We start from the raw sequence: 25,614 nt of genomic DNA, 5'->3' as shown, positions 1-25,614 counted from the left end.
CGCGCCGGTCTAGCTAGAATTTCATTCGCGCGGTCAGGCGGATGTCGCGGCCCGCGAGCGGGGCGAAATCCTTGAGCACGCTTGTCGAGCGCCGCGCATCGACGTCGAACAGGTTGTTGGCCTGGAGCGATAGCGACAGCTCCGGGTTGGCCGCGAACGGGTGCCAATCGACCGACGCGTTGACCAAGGTGAACCCGGGGGTCGGCGTTTCGTTGGGCGCGGTACGGTGCTGACCGAAAGCATGCTCCACCTCCAGCCGGCCGTCGATCTGGCCTCGTGAGCCGGTCAGCGCGCCGAGAACTCGGAAGGGCGGGATCAGCGGGGCATCGCCAAAGCCCCTGATCTTCGCCCGAACGGCGTCCGTCACCAGCTCGCCGCCCCAGTCGACTCCGAAGGCGTTGCCGAACTTTGCGTCACTCTCCAGCTCGAAGCCGTAATAGTCGGCCTTGCCCTGGCGATATTCGTAGACGGGCAGCCGGTCCTCCATCTCGTCGGTCGGAGCCTGATAGATGAAGCTTCCGAAGCGGCTATAGTAGACGCTGCCCTGGACATGCAGTGGCCCGTTTGTGCGGTGCACGCTCAGCTCGATCGAGTTGCTCCGCTCCTTGCTCAGGTCGGGGTTGCCGATCAGGAACTGCTGGCTTCCGCCGTGCGGCCCGAGCGAGAACATCTCATCGATCGATGGTGCCCGCTCGCTGTGCGCGAGCGAGAGGCCGGCGCGCCAGCCCGGCGCGATCTCGTAATTGGCGCCGGCGGAGAGCGACACGGCGGTGAAGGAGCGCGAGATAGGCTCTTCGCCGATCTCCGGAACATCCTCCATCTCGCCTTCGAGCTCCTCGCCGATCTCGGCGATGACCTCGTCCTCGTCCGCCTCCAGGCGGCTGAACTCTATGCGGGCGCCGGCCTCGAAACGTATGGGTCCGCGGACGATCGATTGCAGCGTGAACAACCCGAACTGCCGGTTGTCGCTGTCCGGCAGATATTTCTCGTCGCCGCGGATTCGCGCGTCCTGGTGGAGAAACTGAACGCCGGTCGTGCCGCCCCATCCGCCGCGAGCGCTCTGGACCAAGTCCGCACGCATCTCCTGGCCGTTGCTGAAGAAACGGGAGCCGATCTCACCGTCCTCCTCGATCTCGTTGTGACGGTATTTTGAGGCTCCGCCGCGGAACTCGAACGCGTTGAAGAAGCCGCCGATCGGAACGTTCACTCGGGCGTCAACCCGGTCTTGATGAGCGTCGATAGTCGGCACTTCGGGCTCGATCGACGGATCGAGCGAGAAGCGGATCGGCACGCCGTATTTCGCGTCGTGGTGATTGTAGGAGACGCCGATGTTGAGCGCTCCGTCCACATAGGCGAGGCCGCCGGCGATGTCGTCGATCCGACCGGCCGTGTTCGGGAGTTTGCCCTTGAGGTCGGCGAGCTCGCGAATCTCCGGGTCAGGGCTCGCCGCAGCCTGCTCGCGAAGCGGTTTCGACAAAACGAAGCCCCCGATCTCGAGGTCGTCGAACTTGGAATAGGAACCGTCGGCGTGGGCGACGAAATGCCCGCCGAGCGGGACGTCGACCGACGCGGTACCGGAGCGCTCGTCGGCGGCACTCCCGTAGGAGGCGAGCGCGTCTACCTTCACCGGCCCGGTTGGCACGGATCGCGGGATCCGGGTATCGATAACGTTGACCACGCCGCCGATTGCCGAGGAGCCGAACAGCAAAGCGGAGGGTCCGCGGAGCACTTCGATGCGCTCGGCCGTCAAAGGGTTGATCGCCACCGCATGGTCCGGGTCCGACGCGGACAAGTCGAGGCTTCCGATCCCGTCGACGAGAATCCGGACCCGCTCGCCGGAAAGGCCGCGCAGGATCGGGCGCGACGCGGTCGGGCCGAAGCTCGAAGCTGTGACTCCGGGTTGCGACGCCAGGGTCTCGCCGATGCTCGGCCGCACCTCGTTCGTCAGCTTCTCCTCGTCGAGGATCGATACAGAGCCGAGCACGTCGCCGGCGGTACGACGAACCCCAGTAACGACAATCGCCTGGTCCGTATCGGGGTGAGCGCCTTGCGCCGAACCCGGCGTCGGGGACTCGGCGGCCGCTGCTCCTCCGGTGCTCGCCGTGTCGGTCGTGCTTTTGGCTGTCGGAGCGTCCGCGGCCCAGGCTGGGGCGGAGGTAAAGGCAATCGCTGCGGCAGTCGCAAGCAAGTAGCGCGTCATGGAGTGGAATCCCCGAACGAATTTGATGAGGCGCGCCGCGCTTACAAAGAATGATACATCGTAACAAGCAACGCGGCGGCCTATTCGGCAAACGGAGCTTTCAGTTCGCCGAACCGCTGCGGGCTTGCGGCTGAAGCGCCGCGCCGGATAAGGCCCCGGAATGGCCGAAGCGAACGATCCACTGGCGCTGTTCGACAGCTGGTTCGACGAGGCGCGGTCGAGCGAGCCCGAGCTTCCCGAAGCCATGGCGGTCGCGACTTCGACGCCGGACGGGCAGCCTTCGGTGCGGATGGTGCTGCTGAAGAGCCACGGTCCGGACGGCTTCGTCTTCTTCACCAATTACGCCAGCCGAAAAGGCGAGGAGATCGCCGCCAATCCGAACCTCGCGCTGTTATTCCACTGGAAGTCGCTTCGCCGGCAGGTGCGGATCGAGGGAAACGCGCAAGAAGTGGGAGTCGAGGAGGCCGATGCTTACTTCGCCACCCGATCGCGGTACTCGCAGCTAGGCGCCTGGGCTTCGGACCAGTCGCGGCCTCTGCCGGACCGGGCGACGTTCGAGGCGCGCTACGAGGAGATGAAGCACAAGTTCGAGGGACAAGAGGTCCCGCGCCCGCCTTATTGGTCCGGATTTCGGGTCGTGCCCGAGCATTTCGAGTTCTGGACCGACATGCCCCACCGTCTTCACGAGCGGCGCGTGTTCACGCGTAGCGGCGGCGGCTGGACGCAAGGCCTCCTCTACCCGTGAGCGACGTTCCCCACCACCAACCTAACAAACAGGCCCACGGTGCCGACCGGGCTGCGCTCGCGTCGCGTGCGGCCTTCGCAAGCATCGCAATGGCGGTGCTCCTGATCGGCCTGAAATCCTGGGCGGCGTACAGCACCTCGTCGATGGCGATGCTCGGCTCGCTCGCTGACAGCACGCTCGACCTGGTGGCGAGTCTCGTCGTCCTTCTCGGAGTTCGCGTTGCGGCGCAGCCCGCTGACCGCGAGCACCGCTTCGGCCACGGGAAGGCAGAGGCGCTTGCGGCTCTGATGCAGGTAATCATCATCAGCATCTCGGCGCTGTTCATCGGGTGGCGGTCGATCGAGCGGCTGGTCGCCGGAGTCGAGACGGCCGCCGCGGAGCTCGGCATCGCCGTGTCGCTGATCGCGATCCTCTTCACCTTCGCCCTGATCGCCTACCAGCGCCACGTGGTCCGCCGGACGGGCTCGGTCGCGATTGCCACCGACCGGCTGCATTATGCGTCTGACCTGATGCTCAACGCGTCGGTGATCGTTGCCCTTGTGCTCGACCAATATGCCGGGATCGTCGGCGCCGACGCGGTGTTCGGGCTGCTCATCGCCTTGTGGCTCGCGTGGGGCGCGTGGAAGTCGTCTTCGCGCGCGCTCGACCAGTTGATGGACCGCGAATGGCCCACCGAGCAGCGCGAACGATTCCTGGCCGCAGCCAGAAAGTATCCGGAGCTGGAGGGGCTTCACGACCTTCGAACGAGGACGAGCGGAACTCATCATTTCGTTCAGTTCCACGTCTGGGTGCCACCGCACTGGACGGTGAGGGAAGCGCACGACCGAATGGACGCGATCGAGCAGCAGCTCGAGAAGCAATTCCCGGCGACCGAAATCCTGATCCATCTCGATCCTGAAGGGCACACCGACCGCGAGGGGCTGCTTCCCTCGCACATTACGGAGCAGCCGCGATGATGACCCTGCCTTTCTTTCAGGTGGATGCGTTCGCGGAGCAGCCGCTGACCGGCAACCCGGCCGCGGTGATGCCGCTCGACCATTGGCTCGACGACGAGCTGATGCAGCGCATCGCCGCCGAGAACAACCTTAGCGAGACCGCCTTCACATTGCCCTCCGACGGCGACGAGGCGGACTATGAACTGCGCTGGTTCACTCCGACGACGGAAGTGAACCTGTGCGGCCACGCGACGATCGCGTCCGGGCACGTGCTGATAAAGGGCGACAAGGTGCGCTTCGCGACGAAGTCCGGCGTGCTGGTCGCGCGGCGCAACGGCGACCTGCTCGAGCTGGACCTCCCAGCCTATCAGGTCGCGCCGGCCGAACTCCCCCGAATCCAGGAAGCGCTCGGAGTTTCGGGCGAAAGTTTCGCGAGCGAAGGCGGCAACAATGCCGCGATCATTCTCCTCGCGGATGAGGCCGCGGTTCGTGCGGTGAAACCCGATTTCGCGGCGCTAAAGGCATTCGATCGGCTGGTGATGGTCACTGCGCCCGGTATCGAACAGGACGTGGTCAGCCGGGTATTCGCCGCCTACCACGGCATAGATGAGGACCCGGTGACCGGGTCCGCGCACGCCGCGCTCGTCCCGTTCTGGGCGAAGCGGCTCGGCCGGCGCGAGTTCACCGCCTTCCAGGCGAGCAAGCGCGGCGGTCTCCTTCATTGCCGCGACGCCGGCGAGCGAGTCATTCTCGGCGGCCACTGCGTCACCGTCATCGAAGGGCATTTTCAGCTTTGAAGCTTCTGCTCGCCCTGCTCGCCTTTCTTGCCGTCGGCTCTACGGTTCACGCGACTCCGACCAGCGACCGGGCGGCCATCCTGAGGACGATCAGCCGGATGGAGTCCGCGTGGAACCGCGGCGACTTCAAGGGCTATATGGCCGGCTTCAAGAACCCCGACGTGGTCTTCGTCTCCGGCGGCAAGTTCCAGCAAAGCTGGCAGGGCACGCTCGACCATTACATCCGCGACTATGGCGGATCGGCCGAGCGGCGCGGCACTCTCCACTTCTACAACATAAAGGTGGACCTGCTGTCGCCCGATGCGGCAATGCTGGTCGGCCAGTACCGGCTCGTCCGCGGAAAGCGTGTCACGGAGGGCGTCAACACTCGCCTGTTCAAGAAATTCCACGGCCGCTGGCTCATCACGATGAACCACGTTTCCGCTTATGACGTGGAGCCTAGTTCGTCCGCTCCAGAAGCTCGATAAGGTCGGCCTTCCAGAACTTCGCCCACGTGTGGGTTCCGTGGCCGTGCGTTTCACTGCTCTCCGGGATCAGCCGGAAGCGGGCATTGCTCATCCGCTTCACCGCCTCCTGCGGGACGGCGAGGTTGCGCGGATTAATGAAATCGTCCGCCGAGTTCACCCACATGACCGGCGCGGTGATCTTCTCCAGCCGCGGCCACGGATTGTAGTTCCGCGACGAATCGAACTGGTAGATCATGTCGTTGGCGTCGAGGTCCTTGATGGCGCTCGGGATGGCCTGCCGCACATAGGCCGTCGCCTTCTCGCGCGTCGGGTATTGAGCCTGCTGATAGAGCGGCGCGCTTCCGGCGATGATCAGGATGGATTCCGCGGTGCGGAGGCCCTGCGTGGGCTGGGCGCTGTAATTGCCCTTCTGCCACGCCGGGTCGGCCTCGATCCCATCGATGACCATCTGCCGCCACATGCGGTTCAGGCCGGCGATCTCGATCGGCTCGCAGGCGAGCGGCATCAGCGCCTTGGCGAAATCCGGGTAGGTCTCGCCCCAGACGAAGATGTGCATGCAGCCCATCGACGTACCCATGATCAGCCGAAGCCGCTCAACCCCGAGCTTGCGCAGCATCGCATGCTGCGCTTCGACCATGTCGTCATAGTCGTATTTGGGGAATTTCATGCGAAGCCCGTCCGAGGGCTTCGACGATCCGCCGTGCCCGATATTGTCGGGAAGGATGATCCAATATTTGCCGATGTCGAGCGGCTGGCCCGGGCCGTACAGTTCATCGGCGAATTGCGGGCGGAGGAACTGCTTGCCGGTTCCCCCGGTGCCGTGGAGCACCATCACCGCATTGTCGATCGCACCCGAAGAGTTGCGGTGCGGGCTTCCAAGCGTCGTGTAGTGGATCCGAAGCTCCGGCAGGGTTTCGCCGTCGCGGAAGCGAAAGTCCTTCAGGACAACGTCGCCTTCCTTCGTCGGCCAGGCCTTCTGGGCGACAGCGGGGGGCGGCGGCGGAGCGGCAGCAGTGGCCGGCTGGGCAGCAAGCGAAGCGAGCAGCAGGAGCGGTGTCATCATCTCAGCTCTCCTGTAGCTTTTGCTCGAGTGCGTCCAGCATCGGCAACTGGCTTGGAAGCATCATTCGACGGGCCTGATCCAATGTCATCCAGCGCGCTTCCTCTGCTTCGGGATAGCGCCTCAGCTGACCGCTGCGCGGAGGCCACTCCATCTCGAACTCGGTGCTTTTGAGAAGGTTCGTGTCGAAATCGCCTTCGGCGGCGAACACATCGACAAGCTTTCCGCCCGACTGCTTCACGCGGCAAAGGCGAAACACGTCGGCTTCGAGCGGAGAGCCGAGCTCCTCCTCATATTCGCGAAAGGCGGCTTGCTCGGGAGTTTCGCCTTCGTCGACCCCGCCCTTGGGAATCATCCAGGCCCCTTCCTGCCTTTTGGTCCAATAGGGGCCGCCCGGTCGGATCAACAGGACTTCAGTTTCTCTTCCACGCCTTCGGAAGAGCAGGATTCCGGAGCTAAGCGGCGGCGGCACAGGTCAGGCGCGGGTCGGCTGCAACCGTGTCGGCGATCCAGCCACCGCCGAGGAGTCGAGTCCCATCGTAGAAAACCGCGGCCTGGCCTGGAGCCACCCCATATTCGGGACGGTCGAAGCGCACCCAGCCCCCGTCGATGAGCGCAGGCACCGCCGGAGCGAGCGAGCGGACCTTCACACTCACCTCACTCTGTCCTTCGCCGATCCAGCTGAGCTCCTCGACGCGGATCCGATCGATTGCCAGCGCGCTGCGCGGGCCGACGACGATCCGCCCCTGCTCAGGTTCGATTCGCACGACGTAGAGCGGAGCGGGGCTACCGCCGATCTCGATCCCGCGCCTCTGGCCGATTGTGAAGTGAACCACTCCGCGATGGCGGCCGAGAATCCTCCCGTCGAGGTCGACGATGTCGCCCGGCGCCTCGGTTTCGGGCCTCAACCGCTTCACCAGCGAAGCATAGTCCCCGTTGGGGACGAAGCAGATGTCCTGGCTGTCGGGCTTTCCGGCGACAATCAGCCCGTTTTCAGCCGCAATCCGGCGAACCTCGCTCTTGGGCAGGTCGCCCAGCGGGAAGCGCAGGAAGCCGAGCTGATCCGTGGTGGTGCCGTAGAGGAAATAGCTCTGGTCGCGCTTGGGATCGGAGCCCTTGTGAAGCTCTACCCGGTCGCCATTCACCACCCGCCGCACGTAATGCCCGGTGGCGAGGCAATCGGCGCCCAGTTCCCTTGCGAAGTGGATGAGGTCGGTGAACTTCACGCCCTGGTTGCAAAGCGCGCACGGAATGGGCGTTCGGCCCCGCGCATATTCGTCAGCGAAGCGGTCGATCACGCCTTCGCGGAAGCGGCTTTCGTAATCGAGGACATAATGGGCGATTCCGAGCCGGTCGGCGACCTGCTTGGCGTCGTAAATGTCCTGGCCGGCGCAGCAGGAGCCGGTGCGCTTAACGGCCTCGCCATGATCGTAGAGCTGCAGAGTGACACCCACGACCTCCGCGCCCGTTGCGACGGCGAGCGCGGCCGTGACGGAGCTGTCGACGCCGCCGGACATGGCGACGACGATCCGCGAGCCCTGGGGGCGGTCGAGGCCGAAGTTGGAGGTCATTGTCGTTGTGGAGCCGCTCTTTACCCGAAGTTCACTCCTCACTGCTACCCCGCTGCGGACAAGGGAATTTCGGGGGAGCCGTGTCGCGCAACGAAGGGAAGATTGTTGGAGAAGGCATCGAGCCGGTCGATTCCGCGGACATCCTCTCGGCGCTCGCGGAGACGAACGAGTCCGACGCGGATCTCCGCAAGGGTGCGGTCAGCTGTTACCTTTCGGCGTCCGAAGGGTGGAAGCAGGCAAGGAACGTTCTGGGTGGAGCGTTCGCCGCTCCGGCGCTGTGGTTAAGGTCGGCAAAGGAAGAGTGAGTGGCAAATTAACCAGCGGCTTTGACAATATCTTCAACGCGGCGGGCTTAAGACAGGCTCATCGAAAACTGATCACACAGGTTTGACGGAATGCTCGAGAACCAGAAAATTCGTCCTGCACAAGTTATCGGCCCGCTCGGCGAGCCGTTGACGATCGAGTCGTTGCCGCCAGCCAACACCAACCGCTGGGTGGTTCGCCGCAAGGCGGAAGTCGTCGCAGCGGTTGCCGGTGGACTGCTCAGCGTGGACGAGGCCTGCCAGCGTTATTCTCTCAGCCTCGAGGAATTCACCAGCTGGCAGCGCGCGGTCGAGCGCAGCGGCATGCCGGGGCTTCGTGTGACGCGCATAAAGCATTACCGCGACGTCTACGAGCGTCAGCAGCGTTACTGATCGAGTTCGTTACTGAGCCTTTCCGAGCCTCAGAAATCTGTGGCTAACGCCGCCGCCCCTGACCGTTCGGCTGGACAGATTCTTTCAAATCCGGAACAACACTCCTGCATCGGGCGTCTGTCCGTTGCTCAGGGCCGCCGAGTGCATGTGGCGGCCGCGAACAGGAGGGAAATCTCATGGGTTTCATCATTTGGCTGATTGTCGGAGGCGTCGTTGGTTGGCTCGCCAGCCTGATCATGCGGACGGACGCGCAACAGGGGATCATCCTCAATATCGTCGTCGGCATCGTCGGCGCGGTGATCGCCGGGCTGCTGCTCGGTAAAGGTAACATCAATGGAGGTCTGACGATCGAGACCTTCCTTTGGTCGCTGCTCGGCGCAGTTATCCTGCTCGCGGTCGTGAACCTCATCCGCAGGGGCACGGTTCGCTAGAAGCCGAAGCACTCTAATCACGGGAAGGCCGCGCGGGAGACCGCGCGGCCTTTTCGTTTATCGGAGCTCGAACACCATCGAGACGCTGACCTGGAGCTTCTGCTCGCCGGGCTCGATCTTCGTGTAGGATCGCTCTGCCGCGGCCATCATCGGCGCGGGCGGCGCCGGTGGAGGCGGCGCGTAGTAACCGCCGCCCTCGCTGACCGAGACCACGCGAACGACCTGCATCCCCAACGCCCGCGCATAAAGCGTGGCTCTCGCCCGCCCGTTGGCGATGGCCTGCACCCGCGCCTCGTCGAGCGCCGCTTCGGGATGCTCGATCGTCATGCTCGGGCCGCTGATCTGGTTGGCCCCCTCGGCAACGAGCGCGTCAAGGATCTTGCCGCTGTTGCGGATGTCGCGGAACCGGATCGTGACCTGATTGGACGCGGAATAGCCGACCAGCTGCGGCGACTGGTTTTCCGGGTAGCGATATTCCGGATTGAGATTGACAGAGCTGGTCTGGATATCGCGGTCCGCCACGCCTGCGCGCTTGAGCGCAGCGAGGACCTTGTCCATCTTGTCGGCGGTTTCCTGGAGCGCCGCCGCGGCCGTCGGGGCGCGGGCGACGACGCCCGCGCTGATAATCGCCAGGTCGGGCACTCGGGTGACTTCGCCGTTGGCGCTGAGGTCCAGCCGGGTCCCAGTGATCGCCTGCGTAACCTGGCCTGTCGTCTGGGCCGTCGCAGGAACGGCTGGCATGGCCGCAGCGAGCAGCAAGGCCGTGAAAATCCTGTTCATTCGGTCAATCCTTCGTTCACCTGCGTTGCACCAGACAATCGCCGCGCCGATATGGCTGCGGCGTGAACGGCGCAGCCTCAGACGAGATCAGGCCCTTCGACCGAGGACCAGCCGGTAGATGGCAAGAATGACGAACGCTCCCACGATTGCAGCTATGAAGCCGGCGCCCTGGTTGTCACCGTACCAGCCGACCGCTTTGCCGAGCCATCCGGCAAGGAAGGCGCCCGCGATTCCAAGCAGAATCGTGACGATGCAGCCGCCGGGGTCGCGGCCCGGCATCAGAAGCTTTGCAATTCCCCCGGCGATTCCGCCGATGATGATCCACCATAGCCAGCTGTACGATTCCAACATTGGCGATTCCCTTCGTTCTCGGTTCGGCTATGCCGCTCCCCAATCCGATGCGCCAACGCGTTTTTGCGGTTCAAGTGCCGCGCTTGGTAGAAAAATGGTGGCCGGAGCGCGTGCATGATGGCTCTGTTGCTCTCGGTGAGTTATTCAGATAATACAGCTGGAACAGGGCGGCTGCTGCCAAGGGCGGCCAAGGCGAAAGTATGCTTGAGATGAACCGGGAAACTCCAATTCGAAGCTCCGATTCGGACACGCTCGTCCTCGTTGACGACGGGGGACGCCGGCGGAAGAGAATCGCCATCATCGGCGCCGGGCTGATCGCCATCGTGGCCATCGTGCTCGCGCTAATGATGATGGGGGGCGAGAAGAAGGACGAGGCCGCGGCCAGCGCCGCGAAAGAGGCGGCAGCGGTCCCGAGGATCACCGTCATCGTCCCCGGACACCAGCAGGTCGCCCGCCAGATCAGCGCGACCGGCACCATTGCCGCTCGGCGCGATATGCCGGTCGGCATCGCCGGCCAGGGCGGCCGCGTCACGTCCGTCCGGGTCGACGCGGGCCAGTGGGTCAACGCGGGCCAGGTGCTTGCCACGGTCGACCGCAGCGTTCAGTCGCAGGTCGCTGCCCAACAGGCAGCGCAGATCGCTGCTGCCAAGGCGGACGCGCAGCTTGCACAGAACAATTACGAGCGGGCAATGCAGCTGGTTGACCGCGGCTTCGTGTCCAAGGCGGACCTCGAGGCCAAGCGCGCGGCGCGCGATGCGGCTCTCGCCCAGGTCCGGGTGGCACAGGCGCAGCTTGGGCAGACTCGGGCGCAGATCGGGCAGCTCAATGTCGTCGCGCCGACCAGCGGCCTCATCCTCGACCGCAATGTCGAGGTCGGCCAGATTGTCAGCCCGGGTTCCGCCCCCTTGTTCCGCATCGCTCAGAACGGACAAATGGAAGTCCAGGCGAAGCTCGCCGAATCGGCCCTCGCGCAGGTGCATGTCGGAACTCCGGCGACCGTGACTCCGGTTGGAAGCGACGTCCGGATTTCCGGCGCGGTGTGGCAGGTGGAGCCGATCATCGACCCCGCCAATCGCCAAGGGATCGCCCACGTTGCAGTTCCCTACCAGCGGCTTCTTCGGCCCGGCGGGTTCGCGGAAGTGTCGCTGATGAGCGGAAGCGCGGACGTTCCGCTGCTGCCGCAGTCGGCGGTCCTCAGCGACGGCAAGGGCAACTACGTCTACATCGTCGGCAAGGATAACCGGGTGCAGCGCCGCGCGGTCACCGTAGGCGAGGTCGACGACGATGGCGTCACCATCATGGCGGGCCTCACCGGGCAGGAGCGCGTGGTCGCATCGGCCGGCGCCTTCCTCAATCCCGGCGATAAGGTTCAGCCGGTGCGCCAAGCCGCGCAATAGCGAGTCATACAATGAACTTCCGCAACATCTCCGCCTGGTCGATCCGGAACCCTGTTCCGTCGATCGTCCTGTTCATGGCGCTGACGATCGCCGGCCTGGTGTCGTTCATGCGGATGGACGTGAACCAGAACCCGGAGATTACCTTCCCGGGCGTCGTGGTGGTCATCAGCCAGCCCGGCGCAGCGCCGAGCGAGCTTGAGAACCAGGTGACCCAGCGCGTGGAAGCGTCGGTACGGAGCCTGGAGGGCGTGGATGAGATCCGCTCCACGGTCAGGGAAGGCGTTTCGGAAACCTTCGTCTCCTTCACCCTGGACACGCCGGTGGACCGTGCAGTCACGGACGTTCGCGACGCGGTCACCCAGATTCGCGGCGAGCTACCGGACGGAATCCTCGAACCGCAGATCATCCGAGCGAAGGTGAACGGCGGCTCCTTCGGCCTGTTCTCGGTCGAAGGCAACGACATGACTCTCGAACAGCTGAGCTGGTTCGTGAAGAACAACGTCTCACGCCGGCTGCTGTCGATCGAGGGCATGCAGGGCGTCGACGTCTACGGCGGCGTCGACCGCGAGATCCGGGTGATTCTCGACCCCGCGCGCCTTCAGTCTCATGGAATCACCGCCGCCCAGGTCAACCAGCAGCTGCGGGCCGTGAACACCAATTCTGCCGGCGGCCGCGCTGAGATCGCAGGCGCCGAGCAGGCCGTCCGGGTGCTCGGCAACGCGCAGAGCGCTTTTGATCTCGGCCAGACCGACATTTCGCTGGGCAACGGCCAGACGGTCAAGCTCGCCGATATTGCCGAAGTGAAGGATTCCTACGCGGAGCGCCGTTCGCTTGCGAAGATGGACAACCGGCCGGTCGTCAGCTTCGGCGTCCAGCGCTCGCGCGGAGCCTCCGAAGTCACGCTCTACGACGAAACGCTCAAGGTCCTCGACCAGATCGAGAAGGAAAATCCGAACGTTCATTTCGTGAAGCGCTTCACGACCGTCAAATATACGCTGGCGCAGTACAAGGCGGCGATGCGGGCGATGATCGAGGGCGCCGTGCTCGCGGTCCTCGTCGTGTTCCTGTTCCTTCGGGACTATCGCGCCACGCTCGTTTCCGCTCTCGCCATCCCCTTGTCGGCCATCCCCACCTTCTGGGTGATGAGCCTGCTCGGCTTCAACCTCAACTTCATGACCTTGCTCGCGCTCAGCCTCGTCGCCGGCGTCCTCGTCGACGACGCGATCGTGGAGATCGAGAACATCGTCAGACACATGCGGATGGGGAAGAGCGCCTATCAGGCGGCTATCGACGCGGCCGACGAAATCGGCCTCGCCGTCGTCGGAACCACCTTCTCGATCGTTGCCGTGTTCCTGCCCGTCGGGCTGATGCCGGGCATCGCCGGCCAGTTCTTCAAGAATTTCGGCTTCACGGTCGTCAGCGCCGTGATGATCAGCCTGCTCGTCGCGCGACTGATCACGCCGATGGTCGCGGCCTATTTCCTGAAAGCGCACGGTCACGCCGCGCACGGCGAGGGCTGGATCATGGACAAATATATGAGCGTCCTTCGCTGGTCGCTCGACGCCCGCAAGGCGCGCGCGGAGCGCTCTGCGCTGACGCCCGCGCCCCTGCGCGCAGGCTACTGGTTCCTGGAAGCGGTTTTCGTTCTGCTCGTGGTCGCCGCCTTTGCCGGCGGCACCGGCGCCCTCGTGAAGCTGTTGCCGATGCTCGGGCTGTGGAGTTGGCTCAGCATGATCCTGGCCGTGGCACTGGGTCTCGCGATCGCCTGGGGCTTCGCGAAGCTGCTCGGCCTTGGCATTCGTGCGATCGGCGGCGGAGCGGCCTGCTATCATGACTTCTTTGTCGGCCGCTGGAGAGCGCGCCGCCACGACCATCGCCTGTGGATCATGGGCATGGGCGCACTGTCGCTGGTGTTCACCGTCATCGCCTTTTCGACCCTGGCCTTCACCTTCTTCCCGGTGGAGGATAGCGACTCGAGCCGGGCGATGATCGAAATGCCGCCCGGAGCGACGCTGCAGCAGACCGAGCTGGCCGCCGACAGGGTAACCGCGATCCTTCGGTCGCAGCAGGAAGTCCAGAACGCGATCGAATATGTCGACGTCGGAAGCGCGACCATCTCGATGATGCTTCGCCCCGACCGCGTGAGGAACAGCAGCGACTTCGAGCGCGAGGTCGCGCCGCTGCTCAATCAGGTTCCTGACGCTCGAGTTACGTTCCAGAACCAGAACGGCGGGGAGAGCAATCGCGACGTCTCGGTGATGCTTGCCGGCGACGATCCCGCCAAGCTCGAGGCGGCGGCGCTCAAGCTCGTCGACCAGATGGGAACTCTACCGAATCTTCGCGCACCGCGAATTGACGGCGAGCTTCCGCGTCCGGAAATCGTCATCAGGCCGAGGCTCGATCTCGCCGCGGATCTTGGCGTTACCACCGCTGCGCTCAGCCAGACGATCCGGATCGCGACTCTCGGCGACATCGACCAAAATGCGGCCAAATTCTCTCTGTCCGATCGCCAAATTCCGATCCGCGTCGCGCTCAGCGAGGAAAGCCGCGAGAATCTCTCGACCATCCAGAACATGCCTGTGCCGACCTCGCGGGGCACGACCGTGCCGTTGAAGGTGGTTGCCGACATCAGCTTCGGCGCCGGGCCCTCGCAGATCGAGCGCTACAACCAGGAACGCCGGGTCGTCGTCGGCGCCGATCTCGCGCCTGGAGCGATCAGCGGCGAAGAGCGCGCCAAGGCAATGGAACTGCCGATCATGAAGCATCTGCCCGAAGGCGTTCACTTCGCCGCGTCGGGTGAAGCGAAATGGCAGCAGGAGATGATGGTCAATTTCGTCATCGCCGTTCTTGCCGGAGTGATGCTGGTGTTCGCGGTGCTGGTGCTCCTCTACCGCCGGGCGCTTCCGCCGCTCGTCAACATGGGTTCGCTCCTGCTTGCTCCGCTCGGCAGCGCGCTTGCGCTTCATATCGCCCGCATGCCGGTCTCGCTTCCGGTGTTCATCGGCCTTCTGATGCTGCTCGGCATCGTCGCGAAGAACTCGATTCTTCTGATCGACTTTGCGATCGAGGAGATGGGCAAGGGAGTCGCGAAATTCGAAGCGATCATGGATGCGGGTCACAAGCGGGCCCAGCCGATCGTGATGACGACTGTCGCCATGGTCGCGGGCATGTTGCCGACGGCGCTGTCGATCGACAGCGACGGATCATGGAACCAGCCGATGGCGGTCAGCGTGATCGGCGGCCTCATCCTGTCGACTCTGCTTACGCTGCTCATCGTCCCGGCCGGGTTCAGCCTCGCCGACGGCTTCGAGCGTCGCCTGGTGCCGCTGTTCGGGCGAGTGCTTACGACGCAGCCCGGGGACAAGGCGAGCCGTCCGGCCCCGGGCGAAGGGCACGCCGTTCCGGCCGAGTGACCTCGGCGGAGTGATTTCGCGGGCTTCGGCCGTTAAGGCACGATGATGACCCCCGCCGCACTCGCGCGCTTCAACCCCGCCCAGCCCGGCGCGACCGGCATGAAGATCGCTGCAACCGGCCTGCTCGTGCTGATGGCAGCCACGTTCGTCGCGACGCGCATGCTTGAGCCTGCCTATCCGTGGCTCGGCTACGTGAAGGCGTTTTCGGAAGCGGCAATGGTCGGCGGCCTTGCCGACTGGTTTGCGGTGACAGCGCTGTTCCGGCATCCGCTCGGCCTGCCGATTCCGCACACTGCGATCATACCGCGAAACAAGGATCGCATCGGCGAAGCGCTGGCAGCCTTCATCAACGAGAATTTCCTGGTCCCCTCGGTGGTGGCGCGCCGGATGCGGAACATCGACGTCGCCGGAGCAGCAGGACGATTCCTTCGAACGCCCGCTGCGGAGGGGACGCGGATCCGTCAGGGCGCGTCGCGGCTTATCGCCGACATCTTCGAGGGGCTCGACGACGAGCGGCTGGGCGGGATTGTGAAGGGAGCGATCGCCGGCCGCATCGAGAAGATGGAGGTCGCGCCGCTGCTCGGCCATGCTCTGGCCTCAGCGATCAACGAAGACCGCCACGTGCCTATGCTTGAAGCGGCAATCCGCTGGATGGCGCGCGCGCTCGAGGCCAACGAAGAGCTGATCCGCGCCATGGTTCACAAGAAAGCCAACTGGGCGCTCAAGCTCGCCGGGCTGGACGCCAAGCTCGCCGACGCGATCCTCGACGGGCTTCGCAAGCTGACCGCCGAAATGTCCACCGACCCGGCGCACCCGGTGCGGATGAAGGTCGAGGAAGCGCTCGCCCAGCTCGCGAACGACCTTCAGATGAATCCGGACACGCGCGCCAAGGTCGAGGAGATGAAGGAGCAACTCCTCGCCAACCGCTCTGTCGCTTTGTGGATCGATACCCTGTGGCAGAAAGGCCGAGAGGCGATCATTCGCGCTGCCCGCAATCCCGACGCAGCGCTCGCGGGGCGGTTGGGCGAAGTGCTCCGCTCGATGGGCGCGTCGCTCGAACAAGACCCGAGAATCCGCGCCGCCATCAACCAGTTTGTCCGCCGGGCAGCTGCGGGCACCGCGCAAAGCTACGGAAGCTCGATCGTCAAGCTCGTGTCGGAAACTATCCGAAGCTGGGATGCGCGGACGGTCACTGCGCGGCTCGAAGCGGCGGTCGGCCGCGACCTCCAGTATATCCGGATCAACGGCACCCTGGTGGGCGGGCTCGTCGGCATCGTCATCCACGCGCTCGACTCGCTCTAACAGCCGTTCGTCGGCGCCAGGACGGCCCCGGTCGAAATGAACGGAACGGTCAGCCGCGATTCACCCTTCGAGCGCCAATCGCCGGCCATGAGATCCAGATCCATCCTCCTCGCCGGCTCGGCATTCCTGCTCGTTGCGGGCGCAGCGTCAGCGCAAGACCCGGCCCAGCCGATCGATTCCCAGACCCAGCAACAACAACAGCAGCCGGACCAACCGGATACGGGCCCGGTCGACACTGTTCCCGATGACCTGGCGGAGGAAGATTCGCAGGCCATCGTCGTCACCGGCACCAAGCCCCGCGGATCGGTGATCGGCGACATCCCGCCCGAGAACACGCTTAACAGCCGCGACATCCAGGCGACCGGCGCGACGGACATCAACCAGCTGCTCGATGCAATCGCTCCCCAGGTCGGAAGCGCACGCGGCCGCGGCGGCGAACGTCCAGTTATGCTTCTCAACGGCCAGAGGATCTCGAGCTTCCGTGAGCTTCGCGATATCCCGCCCGAAGCGATCAGCAGGGTGGAAATCCTGCCCGAGGAAGTCGCGCTCAAATACGGCTATTCGGCTGACCAAAGGGTCGTGAACTTCGTTCTTCGGCCGCGCTTCCGGTCGACCTCAACGCTTCTTCGCGGAACGGTGCCCACGGAGGGAGGCTTTGTCGGCGGCACAGCCGACGTGACCAGGCTGATGATCGGCGAAAAGGGCCGGACCACCGTCAACTTCCACGCCGAAGACAGCGGCATGCTGACGGAGTCGGAGCGGGACATCCTGCTTGAGCAGCCGCCCGCGGCCGGTTCGCCCGACCCGCGAACGGCGCGCTCCCTGATCGGCTCCAGGCGCGACCTTCGCGCAAGCATCACCGACAACCGCCAGATCGGCACGCTCGCGGTGACCGGCAATGCCGAGCTCGAGCACACTGACGGCAAGTCGCTCGTCGGCCTCGACACCGCGCTGCTGGAGCCGCTGGCTCGAAACACCAGCAGCGACACCGCGCATGTGGGCTTCGTCGTCGGCGGGAACGCCGGCAAGTGGGACTGGTCGGTCACGGGCAACGGCGACGCCGCCCACAACGTGACGAAAACGGACGTCGATTCGACGGATTTGCGCGACCGCGGGATCACCAACAGCCTTTCGGGCGATGTCGATGCGGTTGCGAACGGCACGCTTTTCCGGCTCCCCGCCGGGGATGCGAGCACCACGCTGCATGTCGGGGCGGCAACCATCCACCAGGATAGCGAGCGCCGGCACGAAGGCGTGGAAACGTCCAACTCGCTCGGACGGACCAGCGCCAACGGGTCGGTCAACTTCGACCTGCCGGTGTCGCGGCGCAATTCCGATTTCGGTGCGCTCGGCACCCTCACTCTCAACGCCAATGCGAAGTTCGAGCAGCTGTCGGACTTCGGGACTCTGACCACCATTGGCGGCGGAGCCAACTGGTCGCCGGTTCGGCGGCTCAACCTGATCGGAAGCTGGACACGTGAAGAAGGCGCGCCCTCGGTTCAGCAGCTGGGCGATCCGATACTGGAAACTCCCGACACCCGGATCTTCGATTTCACCACCGGCGAAACCGTGCTCGTCAATGCGATCACGGGCGGCAACCCCGATCTCCAGGCCGACAGCCGAAACGTGTTCAAGCTCGGAGCGAACTGGCAGCCGTTCCCGAACACGGAGCTGAAGCTTCGCGCCGATTACGTGCACACGACGATCGACAAGCCGATCTCCAACTTCCCCGGGGTGACCGAAGCGATCGAGGCTGCATTCCCCGATCGGTTCGTTCGCGACGATGAGGGGCAGCTCGTCAGCGTCGACCTTCGACCGGTCAATTACGACAGCTCGAGGCGGGATACGCTTCGAATTGGCTTCGACTTTTCCAAGCCTCTGAAGTCTGCGGCACCGTCGCAGGCGGCGATCGCGGCGTTCCGCGCTCGCCGTGGTGCCCAGGCTCCCGAAGGCGGCCCGTCGCCCGTGGGCGGGCCGCCCCAGGGATCAGGCGAAGCCGGAGCTCCTCCGCGCGAGGGAGCGGGCCGCGGCGGCGGCGGATTCGGCCGTTTCGGCGGCGGCGGCCGCAACGGAGGCCGCCTGACTTTCTCGCTGACGGACACGATCACGCTTGTGGACCAGGCGGTGATCGCTCCGGGCGTTCCCAAGCTCGATTTCCTCCACGGCGACGCATTCGGGCAGAGCGGCGGGCGGCCGCGGCACGAGGTCGAAGCCCGCGCAGGCTATTTCAACAATGGGCTGGGCGCGTTCGTCTCCGCCAACTGGCGAAGCGGGACGGAGGTCGACAATTCCAACGGCGAGGACCTGCGCTTTTCGCCGCTGGCGACGTTCGACCTGAGACTGTCCGCCAACCTGGGTCAGCGCTTCGATCTTGTAGCGAAACACCCGTGGCTGCGGGGAAGTTCAGTCCGCTTCGAGGTGACGAACATCTTCGATTCTAAGCCGAAGGTGCGCGATTCCTCAGGCGGCGTCCCATTCAATTTCCAGCAGGACCTGCTGGACCCGCGCGGGCGGACGATCAGCGTCACCTTCCGAAAGCTGTTCCTTCCGCCGGCGAGCTTCTTCCGCGGGAATGGCGCCGGCCGCCGCGGCGGAGAGGACTAGCTCAGCGCCTCGGCGCCAGCAAAGCGTCGAGCGTTCCCGGGCCTTTGCCGTTCTTCACCAGCCGCGGGTATTTCAGGCCCTCGTGCCAATTGAGACTGACGGTGCGAAACAGGTCGCCGCTCTTCACCAGTAGGTTGATGGGCTGCTGCGTTCCTTTCGCGGCCGTGATCGCGTCCTTGAGTGCGCCGCCGCTATACTCGCGGCCGTTGACCGCCAGGATCTCCGTTCCGACAGTCAGGCCTGCGTTGAATGCAGCGCTGTCCCAGATCACCGTGGACAGCTTACCGTCGCTGTCGACGACGAGGCCGCCGGAATAAGTGAGGTCGGTGCTCTTCCCTTTCTTCTCCGCGAGCTTGAACCAGTCCGTCGGCTCCTCGGTGAAGATGAGGTCGTAGCCACCCTTGGTGATGCCATCGAGCGGCGGGGCGGCATGGACGTCGTAGACGTGCTTCTTCAGGTAGCTAGCCCAATCGTAGGGCTGAATGGCATTCAGTGTGTTGACGACGTCGTCGAAATTATAGGTCAGCTCGCCGAAGTCGCCGTCGTTCATTCCAAAGAAGGCGCGCGCGAAATCGTCGATCGATTTCCTGCCGCGCGACTGCTCGCGGATGATGCGGTCGACGTCGATCCAGATCAGCTGGCCTTCGCTGTAATAATCCTCGCTACGCTGCCAGCTGCGCCACGCGGCCGGCTGGCGAGAGGCGATAATCGGGTCGTTGGTCGTGTCGACCAGCGGCCGCCACTGCCGGCCGGGAGTCGCATAGCCGTAGGTTGCGGCGGTCGAGGCGATCGCCTGGAGCGTGTCCTCCTTCGACAGCATCCCCGACCGCGCGCCGAGCACATAGCCCCAGAACTGGGTCTGGCCTTCGTAGACCCACAGCATGCTGTCCTGCATCGGTGTCCGGAAATCGGGGGTCCACAGGTCGGCCGCGCGACGGTACTTGCCGTTCCAGCTGTGCGTATATTCGTGCGGAAGCAGGTTGCGGTCGCGGCCGGCGTTCTTCCAGTCGGTGAAATAGCCGCGCTTCACGCCGTCTTCCGAACTGCGGTGATGCTCCAGCCCGTTCCCGCCGAGATTGTCGGAAATCGTGAAGAGGAAGTCGTAGTGGTCGTAGTGCTCCGCCCCGAACAGCTTCACCGCCTGCTCGACGAGCTTCTTGTGGATCGCGATGACCTCGGGGCTCGCGGCGAGCTCGGCCTCGGTGTCGGCGATGACCTCGATGTTGACCTTGTCGCTTAGCGGGATTCGGCGGAAATGCGCGCCGGCGATCATCGGCGAGTCGACCAGCACCTCGTAATTCACCGGCTCGAACGTGATCCGGCTTCCTGCGCCCGGACCGCTGGGGCGAAGGGCGGTCGCCACCGTCCATCCATTGGGAACGATGACCGTCGGCTGCACCGGGATCTGTCGGGTGTAATAGCCGGCCGGATAGAGTGAGGTCGAAAGCCACTGGATGCTGGCCATGTCCGGGGTGGCGACGATGCGCCCCTGATTGCCCGCGGTAGCGGTGACGAACTGGAAATTCGCATCGACCGCCTGGACGCCTTCGGGCACCTTCACGTGGAATGCGTAGACGTCGAGATTGTCGCGCACCCACTCGAGCGGCTGTCCGTTCGCGGTGAAGGTGATGCCCGTCACCTTGCGGATTTCGTTGCGGGGGCTGTGCCCGCCCGGAACCCATTCGGGATAGAGGAGGACGAGGTCGCCCGCGCCGGTAACGGGGATGCGCTCGTGCACCTTGAAGATGCCGCGGGTCGTATCGCTTGCATCGACGGTCAGCTGGATGGTCCCTGGGTAGGGGACGTCGCGGGCGGCTGGGACAGGCGCTTCCTTCGACGTCGGTGCCACCGGAAGGCTCGTTTGGCCGGGCAATGGTTGGGCAATCGCGGCAGTCGAAGCGAGCAGGAACGCAAGCGCTATCAGGCGCATCTTTTTCTCCCCTTGGATTTCGGCCCTGATGGCGGAAGGGGACGCGGCTTGTCCACCGGACGGCCGCCGCAGGCAGACGCATTCCTTTCCTTTGTCGAATGTTTTTGCCATGCGCGCCGCATGACGACGCCGCAACCGATCCGGGGAATGCAAAGCCTGCTCGGCGAAGACGCCGACAGGATGGCTGCGGTGGTCGCCGCCTTCGACCGCGTTCGGCGGCTGTATGGATTCAAGCGCGTCGAGGTGCCGGTCCTGGAGGACACGGCGGTGTTCGCCCGGACCATGGGCGAGACGACCGACGTCGTGTCCAAGGAAATGTACAGCTTCGAGGACCGCAGCGGGGACCCCGTCACACTACGCCCTGAATTCACCGCGGGAATTGCCCGCGCTTATCTGTCGGAAGGCTGGCAGCAATATGCGCCGCTCAAGGTCGCGACCCACGGTCCGGCGTTTCGCTACGAGCGGCCCCAGAAAGGCCGGTTCCGGCAGTTCCACCAGCTCGACGCCGAGATCATCGGCGCCGGGGAGCCGCAGGCGGACGTCGAGATCCTGACGCTTGCCGACCAGCTTCTGAAGGAGCTCGGAATCGGCGGCGTCATCCTGAAGCTCAACACGCTCGGCGACGCGGAGACCCGCGAAGCCTGGCGAGCGGCGCTGTTCGAGCATTTCAGAGGCCATTCGAAAACGCTGAGCGAAGACAGCAGAACCCGGCTCGACCGCAACCCGCTTCGGATCCTCGACAGCAAGGCGCACCAGGACTGGCCGGTCGTCGACAGCGCGCCGGCGATCGACGAATTCCTGACTGTCGAGGCCTCCGATTTCTTCGCGAAGGTTACTGCCGGGCTCGATGCCACGGGAGTCAAATGGGAGCGCGCGCCGAGGCTCGTTCGCGGCCTCGATTATTACCGGCATACGGCGTTCGAGTTCGTCACCGACCAGCTCGGATCGCAAGGCGCCGTGATTGCCGGCGGCCGCTACGACGGACTGATCGAAGCGCTCGGCGGGCCGCACACACCGGCCGTCGGTTGGGCAGCGGGCATCGAGCGCTTGTCGATGCTCATTGGTGCGCCCGAGCGGGAGGCGCCTTCGGTAGTCGTGGTGCCGCTCGGCGAACGCGCAGAGCTGGCGGCGCAGGGAATCGTCGCGGGACTTCGGCGGGAAGGCGTTGCGACGGACATTGCCTATCGCGGCAATATGAAGAAACGGATGAGCCGGGCGAATGCGTCCGGCGCTGCGTTCGCGTTGATCATCGGCGACGACGAGATCGATCGCGGCGAGGCACAGCTGAAGGACCTCGCGACGGGCGAGCAGCGTTCGGTGTCCCTCGACCTGTTGGCGGACGCGATAGCAAGATGAGCGGCATTTCTTCGGAACGGATCGCGTCGATCGAAGCGCGGAAGCAGGAGCTTGCCTCCGCCATGTCGCGCGCCGACCTGTCGCCCGACGAATTCGTCAAGCTGTCGAAGGACTATGCGGCGATAGAACCCGTCGCCGCGGCTGCGCGCGAAGTTCGCCGGCTTCGAGCCGAGCTGGAGGTGCTGAACGGCATGCTCCACGATCCGGCCGCAGAGCCCGAGCTCAAGGAAATGGCCGAGGTCGAGGTGGAGGACATCAGGAGCCGGCTTCCCGAAGCGGAGCGCGCGTTGGCGGTAAAGCTGCTGCCGCGGGACGCAGCCGACGACCGCGCCGCAATGCTGGAAGTCCGCGCAGGCACCGGCGGTGACGAGGCGGCCTTGTTCGCGGGCGACCTGCTTCGAATGTACCAGCGCTATTCGGAAGAGCAGGGCTGGCGGTTCGAGCTGATCTCGGCGAGCGCTTCGGAGGTTGGCGGCTACAAGGAAGCCGTCGCCTCGATCAACGGCACCGGAGTGTTCGCGAAGCTGAAGTTCGAAAGCGGAGTGCACCGGGTTCAGCGCGTGCCGGCAACGGAGAGCGGCGGGCGGATTCACACGTCCGCTGCCACCGTCGCGGTGCTCCCCGAGGCCGAAGAAGTGGACGTCCAGATCGACGACAAGGATCTCCGGATCGACGTCTACCGGTCGTCGGGCCCCGGTGGGCAGTCGGTGAACACCACCGACAGCGCCGTGCGGATTACCCATCTTCCGACCGGCCTCGTGGTCATCCAGCAGGATGAGAAGTCGCAGCACAAGAACAAGGCCAAGGCGCTAAAGGTACTGAGGACGCGGCTGTTCGAGCTCGAGCGCGAGCGGCTCGCGAGCGAGCGCGCCGGCGCGCGCAAATCGATGGTGGGATCCGGCGACCGGTCGGAGCGCATCCGCACCTATAATTTCCCGCAAGGCCGGGTGACCGACCACCGGATCAACCTGACGCTGCACAAGCTCGACCAGATCCTCGAAGGACCTGGGCTGGACGAGCTGGTCAGCGCGCTGAGCGCAGAAGACGAGGCGCAAAGGCTCGCCGGATTGGACGAGGCGTGAAGCCCGTCGCCCGAGCGCTGGCCGATGCCACGCGCCAGCTTTCTGAGACGAGCGACACGGCACGGCTGGATGCGGAGCTACTGATGGCCGAAGCGCTGCACATCGACCGCGACCGCCTGCTCCTCAATCCCCCCGACCGCGAGCCGCCAAAGCGCTTCTGGACGATGGTCAAACGGCGGCTCAAGGGCGAGCCGATCGCCTACATCACCGGACGCCGCGCCTTCTGGAACATCGAGCTTCACGTCGGGCCCGGAGTGCTCATCCCCCGCCCGGACAGTGAAGTCCTGATCTCCTCTGCGATCGAGCATTTCGAGGGGACGAAGGGGCCCGGCCGGATCCTCGACCTCGGCACCGGCCCCGGCACGCTGCTTCTGGCTGCGCTCGACCTTTGGCCGGAGGCGACCGGGCTTGGCGTGGATTCATCCCGCCGGGCGCTGTCTTATGCCACGGCCAATTCGCGCCGGCTGGGGTTCGAGAAACGCGCGCGCTTCAAGATCGGCGACTGGGCCGAGGGCATCAAGGACGCCTTCGACCTGGTCTTGTGCAACCCGCCCTATGTAGCGGAGAGTGAAGAGCTGGGCCCAGGCGTTTCCGAGCACGAGCCGGAAGAAGCCCTGTTTGCGGGGCCGGAAGGACTCGACTCCATCCGACGGCTTGCGCCTGAAATACCCCGCCTTCTCGCGCCTGGAGGTCTCGCCGCGGTCGAGATCGGCGCTTCGCAGGGCAAGGCAGCCAAGAAACTGCTTGCCCGCGCCGGGCTCAAAGCAACCATTGCACACGACCTAGCCGGTCGCGATCGCGCCATCCTGCTCAGCTGGGTCTAGACGAATTCACTTGGAATCGGCATCAATCGTCACTACATCTGGTTCTCAGGATCAGGTCCGCTTCAAAGAGAGCTGAGCGCACCAGTCCTACCCCCGACGCACTCGGCCGTTCACGAAGCGCTAAGGCGCAGACCGGAACGACAAAGCGGACCGGCGTTATGCGCGGACCGCGAGCAACGAAGAGAACGGGGCAAGCTTCTTCAGTTTAAGGAAGTCGGCATTTGATCAACAATCGACAGGGTGGCCGCCGCCGCGGCCGCGGGGGCCAGAGAAACCCGAATCTCGGGGGCAATCGGCAGGATAATCGCCAGCGCGGAAACGCGGCGCAACTGCTTGAGAAATACAAGAACATGGCGCGCGACGCCCAGCTCGCCGGCGATCGCGTGCAGGCCGAATATTACCTGCAGTTCGCCGATCATTATTTCCGTGTGCTGGGCGAGAATCGCCCGCGCTTCGACGAACAGCGCCCCCAGCGCGACGATTCCTCTGACGAGGATGAGGGCGACGAGCAGATGGCCGAGGCGTCCGACGACGAGCAGCAGCAGCAGTCGAACGACCGAGGCGAGCGAGCGGAACGCAACGAGCGTCCCGAGCGCAGCAGCCGGAGCGATCGCGGCGAACGCAATGATCGTGGCCCCCGCGGGAACGGTCGTGAGCGTCCGCAACGCAACGGCTCGCAGCTTGCGGAAGCGGAGCCCGAGATTGACGACGAGCGGATCGCTCTCGAGGTCCTGCCGCCGGCTATCGGCCGTGATTCCGACGACGAAGGCGAAGCTCCGGCCAAGCCGCGCCGCCGGGTTCGCAAGGTACGCAACGACGGCGACGAAGCGGATATCGCTCCGGCTGCCTGAGCTGCACCAGCATTAGGATTGACGACGGCTCGCCAGAAATGGCGGGCCGTTTTCATTTGGGGATCGGCTTCAGGCGATGGAGTCGACGCTTCGCGGCCTGTGCTGGTCGTCCAGTGCGACGAAGGTGAACAACCCCTCGGTGACCTTGATGTCGGTCTTCCCGCGATCACGCGTGGCGATGACTTCGATCCGCACGCCCATCGACGTGCGGCCGACGCGCTCGACGTTGGCATAGACCGAGATCAGGTCGCGGATGTGGATCGGGGTGATGAACTTCATGCCCTCGATCGCCACGGTGGCCACCGGGCCGTTCGAACGCTGCGACGCAGCGATGCCGCCGGCGATGTCCATCTGGCTGAGCACCCACCCGCCGAAGATATGGCCGTTGGCGTTGATGTCGGTGGGGCCTGGGACCACCCGAAGGACCGGCTCGCGGCTCGTTTCGCTCATTCATCCTCCTTGCGATGGCTCACCTCATCGTCGTGCCCGCTTCGGGAGCTCAGGAAGGTGAGCATCATCAATCCGGTGCCCAGAAGCACCGTGAAACCGACGCCGATCGCGGTGGCGACCAGCACGTTCCAGTTCTCCGTGCCCTCGCTATAAGCGACGAACGCGACCGCGACGGCGGCAATGGCGGCCGAGAACAGCCCCAGCCACTTCAGCATTTGCAGGAATTGCTCGATCAGCGACCCGCGGGCGCTGGGCAGTGGATCCGGACTGGGCATGAGCTTCCCTTTGGCGGCCGCCCGTGAGACTATCAAGGCTTGCCCGGGCAAAGCCGGAGTCGAAGAATGACCATCCAGGCGATATTAACCACCAAGGG

General features: G+C 64.8%; 25 protein-coding genes (1 of these 25 cut by a window edge). 16 read left to right on the top strand and 9 right to left on the bottom strand.

The features are described 5' to 3' along the window. Positions 1–13 precede the first annotated feature (13 nt). Positions 14–2,200: a TonB-dependent receptor gene (locus tag LZ519_RS11590; protein WP_283937306.1), complete on the bottom strand. Its 2,187-nt coding sequence runs from the start codon at positions 2,198–2,200 to the stop codon at positions 14–16. Positions 2,201–2,360: 160 nt separating this feature from the next. Here LZ519_RS11590 and pdxH point away from each other — a divergent pair, with 160 nt between their 5' ends. From pdxH to LZ519_RS07890, 4 genes are read left to right on the top strand one after another with little or no spacing between them, the layout of a single operon-like run. Beyond that, positions 2,361–2,945, top strand: a complete 585-nt coding sequence (gene pdxH / locus LZ519_RS07905) for a pyridoxamine 5'-phosphate oxidase (protein ID WP_249868144.1) — start codon at positions 2,361–2,363, stop codon at positions 2,943–2,945. Next, the gene (locus LZ519_RS07900) at positions 2,942–3,901 is read left to right on the top strand and encodes a cation diffusion facilitator family transporter (protein WP_431358093.1); all 960 of its coding nucleotides are present in this window, start codon (positions 2,942–2,944) and stop codon (positions 3,899–3,901) included. The genes pdxH and LZ519_RS07900 overlap by 4 nt, the downstream gene beginning before the upstream one ends. After that, a complete protein-coding gene (locus LZ519_RS07895; protein WP_249868143.1) occupies positions 3,898–4,677 on the top strand; it encodes a PhzF family phenazine biosynthesis protein in 780 nt (259 codons plus the stop codon). Before LZ519_RS07900 ends, LZ519_RS07895 begins: the two co-directional genes overlap by 4 nt. Further along, complete coding sequence (locus tag LZ519_RS07890; RefSeq protein ID WP_249868142.1) at positions 4,674–5,144, top strand: YybH family protein; 471 nt, start codon at positions 4,674–4,676, stop codon at positions 5,142–5,144. Before LZ519_RS07895 ends, LZ519_RS07890 begins: the two co-directional genes overlap by 4 nt. Here the strand turns inward: LZ519_RS07890 and LZ519_RS07885 are convergent. From LZ519_RS07885 to mnmA, 3 genes are read right to left on the bottom strand one after another with little or no spacing between them, the layout of a single operon-like run. Next, complete coding sequence (locus LZ519_RS07885; protein ID WP_431358110.1) at positions 5,116–6,204, bottom strand: alpha/beta fold hydrolase; 1,089 nt, start codon at positions 6,202–6,204, stop codon at positions 5,116–5,118. The genes LZ519_RS07890 and LZ519_RS07885 overlap by 29 nt on opposite strands. Positions 6,205–6,208: 4 nt before the next feature. Beyond that, positions 6,209–6,676, bottom strand: coding sequence for an NUDIX hydrolase (locus LZ519_RS07880; RefSeq protein ID WP_249868140.1), 468 nt, complete (start codon positions 6,674–6,676; stop codon positions 6,209–6,211). Then, a complete protein-coding gene (gene mnmA / locus LZ519_RS07875) occupies positions 6,660–7,775 on the bottom strand; it encodes a tRNA 2-thiouridine(34) synthase MnmA (RefSeq protein WP_249868139.1) in 1,116 nt (371 codons plus the stop codon). The genes LZ519_RS07880 and mnmA overlap by 17 nt, the downstream gene beginning before the upstream one ends. An 80-nt stretch (positions 7,776–7,855) precedes the next feature. Here mnmA and LZ519_RS07870 point away from each other — a divergent pair, with 80 nt between their 5' ends. The 3 genes from LZ519_RS07870 (at position 7,856) to LZ519_RS07860 (ending at position 8,901) form a co-directional block, all read left to right on the top strand. Then, complete coding sequence (locus LZ519_RS07870) at positions 7,856–8,080, top strand: hypothetical protein (RefSeq protein WP_249868138.1); 225 nt, start codon at positions 7,856–7,858, stop codon at positions 8,078–8,080. Positions 8,081–8,170: 90 nt separating this feature from the next. Next, on the top strand, positions 8,171–8,470 hold the full coding sequence (gene sciP / locus LZ519_RS07865) for a CtrA inhibitor SciP (RefSeq protein WP_249868137.1): 300 nt from the start codon (positions 8,171–8,173) through the stop codon (positions 8,468–8,470). A 176-nt stretch (positions 8,471–8,646) separates the two neighbouring features. Beyond that, positions 8,647–8,901, top strand: coding sequence for a GlsB/YeaQ/YmgE family stress response membrane protein (locus tag LZ519_RS07860; protein ID WP_249868136.1), 255 nt, complete (start codon positions 8,647–8,649; stop codon positions 8,899–8,901). Between the two features lie 57 nt (positions 8,902–8,958). Here LZ519_RS07860 and LZ519_RS07855 read toward each other — a convergent pair whose 3' ends face one another. Next, positions 8,959–9,681 (bottom strand): SIMPL domain-containing protein, encoded by a 723-nt coding sequence (locus tag LZ519_RS07855; RefSeq protein ID WP_249868135.1) that lies wholly within the window; start codon positions 9,679–9,681, stop codon positions 8,959–8,961. 87 nt (positions 9,682–9,768) lie between these two features. Further along, positions 9,769–10,032, bottom strand: coding sequence for a GlsB/YeaQ/YmgE family stress response membrane protein (locus tag LZ519_RS07850; RefSeq protein ID WP_249868134.1), 264 nt, complete (start codon positions 10,030–10,032; stop codon positions 9,769–9,771). Positions 10,033–10,232: 200 nt separating this feature from the next. On the opposite strand from LZ519_RS07850, the gene LZ519_RS07845 reads away from it, so the two are divergent. From LZ519_RS07845 to LZ519_RS07830, 4 genes are all read left to right on the top strand, one after another. Further along, a complete protein-coding gene (locus LZ519_RS07845) occupies positions 10,233–11,429 on the top strand; it encodes an efflux RND transporter periplasmic adaptor subunit (protein WP_348539386.1) in 1,197 nt (398 codons plus the stop codon). 11 nt (positions 11,430–11,440) lie between these two features. Then, positions 11,441–14,842, top strand: coding sequence for an efflux RND transporter permease subunit (locus LZ519_RS07840; RefSeq protein ID WP_249868133.1), 3,402 nt, complete (start codon positions 11,441–11,443; stop codon positions 14,840–14,842). 42 nt (positions 14,843–14,884) lie between these two features. Beyond that, a complete protein-coding gene (locus LZ519_RS07835) occupies positions 14,885–16,144 on the top strand; it encodes a DUF445 domain-containing protein (protein ID WP_249868132.1) in 1,260 nt (419 codons plus the stop codon). 87 nt (positions 16,145–16,231) lie between these two features. Continuing rightward, a complete protein-coding gene (locus LZ519_RS07830) occupies positions 16,232–18,748 on the top strand; it encodes a TonB-dependent receptor plug domain-containing protein (protein ID WP_249868131.1) in 2,517 nt (838 codons plus the stop codon). 1 nt (position 18,749) lies between these two features. On the opposite strand, the gene LZ519_RS07825 is transcribed toward LZ519_RS07830, so the two are convergent. Further along, entirely contained in the window at positions 18,750–20,678 is a 1,929-nt protein-coding gene (locus LZ519_RS07825) for a M61 family metallopeptidase (protein WP_249868130.1), read from the bottom strand. A 120-nt stretch (positions 20,679–20,798) separates the two neighbouring features. Between LZ519_RS07825 and hisS the strand changes: the two genes are divergently transcribed. From hisS to LZ519_RS07805, 4 genes are all read left to right on the top strand, one after another. Further along, the gene (hisS, locus tag LZ519_RS07820) at positions 20,799–22,034 is read left to right on the top strand and encodes a histidine--tRNA ligase (RefSeq protein ID WP_249868129.1); all 1,236 of its coding nucleotides are present in this window, start codon (positions 20,799–20,801) and stop codon (positions 22,032–22,034) included. Next, the gene (gene prfA / locus LZ519_RS07815; RefSeq protein WP_249868128.1) at positions 22,031–23,116 is read left to right on the top strand and encodes a peptide chain release factor 1; all 1,086 of its coding nucleotides are present in this window, start codon (positions 22,031–22,033) and stop codon (positions 23,114–23,116) included. Before hisS ends, prfA begins: the two co-directional genes overlap by 4 nt. Further along, entirely contained in the window at positions 23,113–23,940 is an 828-nt protein-coding gene (gene prmC / locus LZ519_RS07810; protein WP_249868127.1) for a peptide chain release factor N(5)-glutamine methyltransferase, read from the top strand. The genes prfA and prmC overlap by 4 nt, the downstream gene beginning before the upstream one ends. A gap of 221 nt (positions 23,941–24,161) precedes the next feature. Further along, positions 24,162–24,791, top strand: coding sequence for a DUF4167 domain-containing protein (locus LZ519_RS07805; RefSeq protein ID WP_249868126.1), 630 nt, complete (start codon positions 24,162–24,164; stop codon positions 24,789–24,791). 69 nt (positions 24,792–24,860) lie between these two features. Here the strand turns inward: LZ519_RS07805 and LZ519_RS07800 are convergent, their stop codons facing one another. Further along, complete coding sequence (locus LZ519_RS07800; RefSeq protein ID WP_249868125.1) at positions 24,861–25,241, bottom strand: acyl-CoA thioesterase; 381 nt, start codon at positions 25,239–25,241, stop codon at positions 24,861–24,863. Then, positions 25,238–25,516: a hypothetical protein gene (locus tag LZ519_RS07795; protein WP_249868124.1), complete on the bottom strand. Its 279-nt coding sequence runs from the start codon at positions 25,514–25,516 to the stop codon at positions 25,238–25,240. The genes LZ519_RS07800 and LZ519_RS07795 overlap by 4 nt, the downstream gene beginning before the upstream one ends. Before the next feature lie 66 nt (positions 25,517–25,582). Here LZ519_RS07795 and LZ519_RS07790 point away from each other — a divergent pair, with 66 nt between their 5' ends. Continuing rightward, positions 25,583–25,614 carry the start of a CBS domain-containing protein gene (locus LZ519_RS07790; protein WP_249868123.1) on the top strand. It continues 397 nt past the right edge of the window, so 32 of the gene's 429 nt are visible here — the first part of the coding sequence; the start codon lies at positions 25,583–25,585; its stop codon lies off the right edge, out of view.

The sequence above is a fragment of the Sphingomonas anseongensis genome, from assembly GCF_023516495.1.
Taxonomy (GTDB): domain Bacteria; phylum Pseudomonadota; class Alphaproteobacteria; order Sphingomonadales; family Sphingomonadaceae; genus Sphingomicrobium; species Sphingomicrobium anseongensis.
Note: the sequence above shows the minus strand (reverse complement) of the source record. Positions and strands in the feature narration are given on the sequence as shown.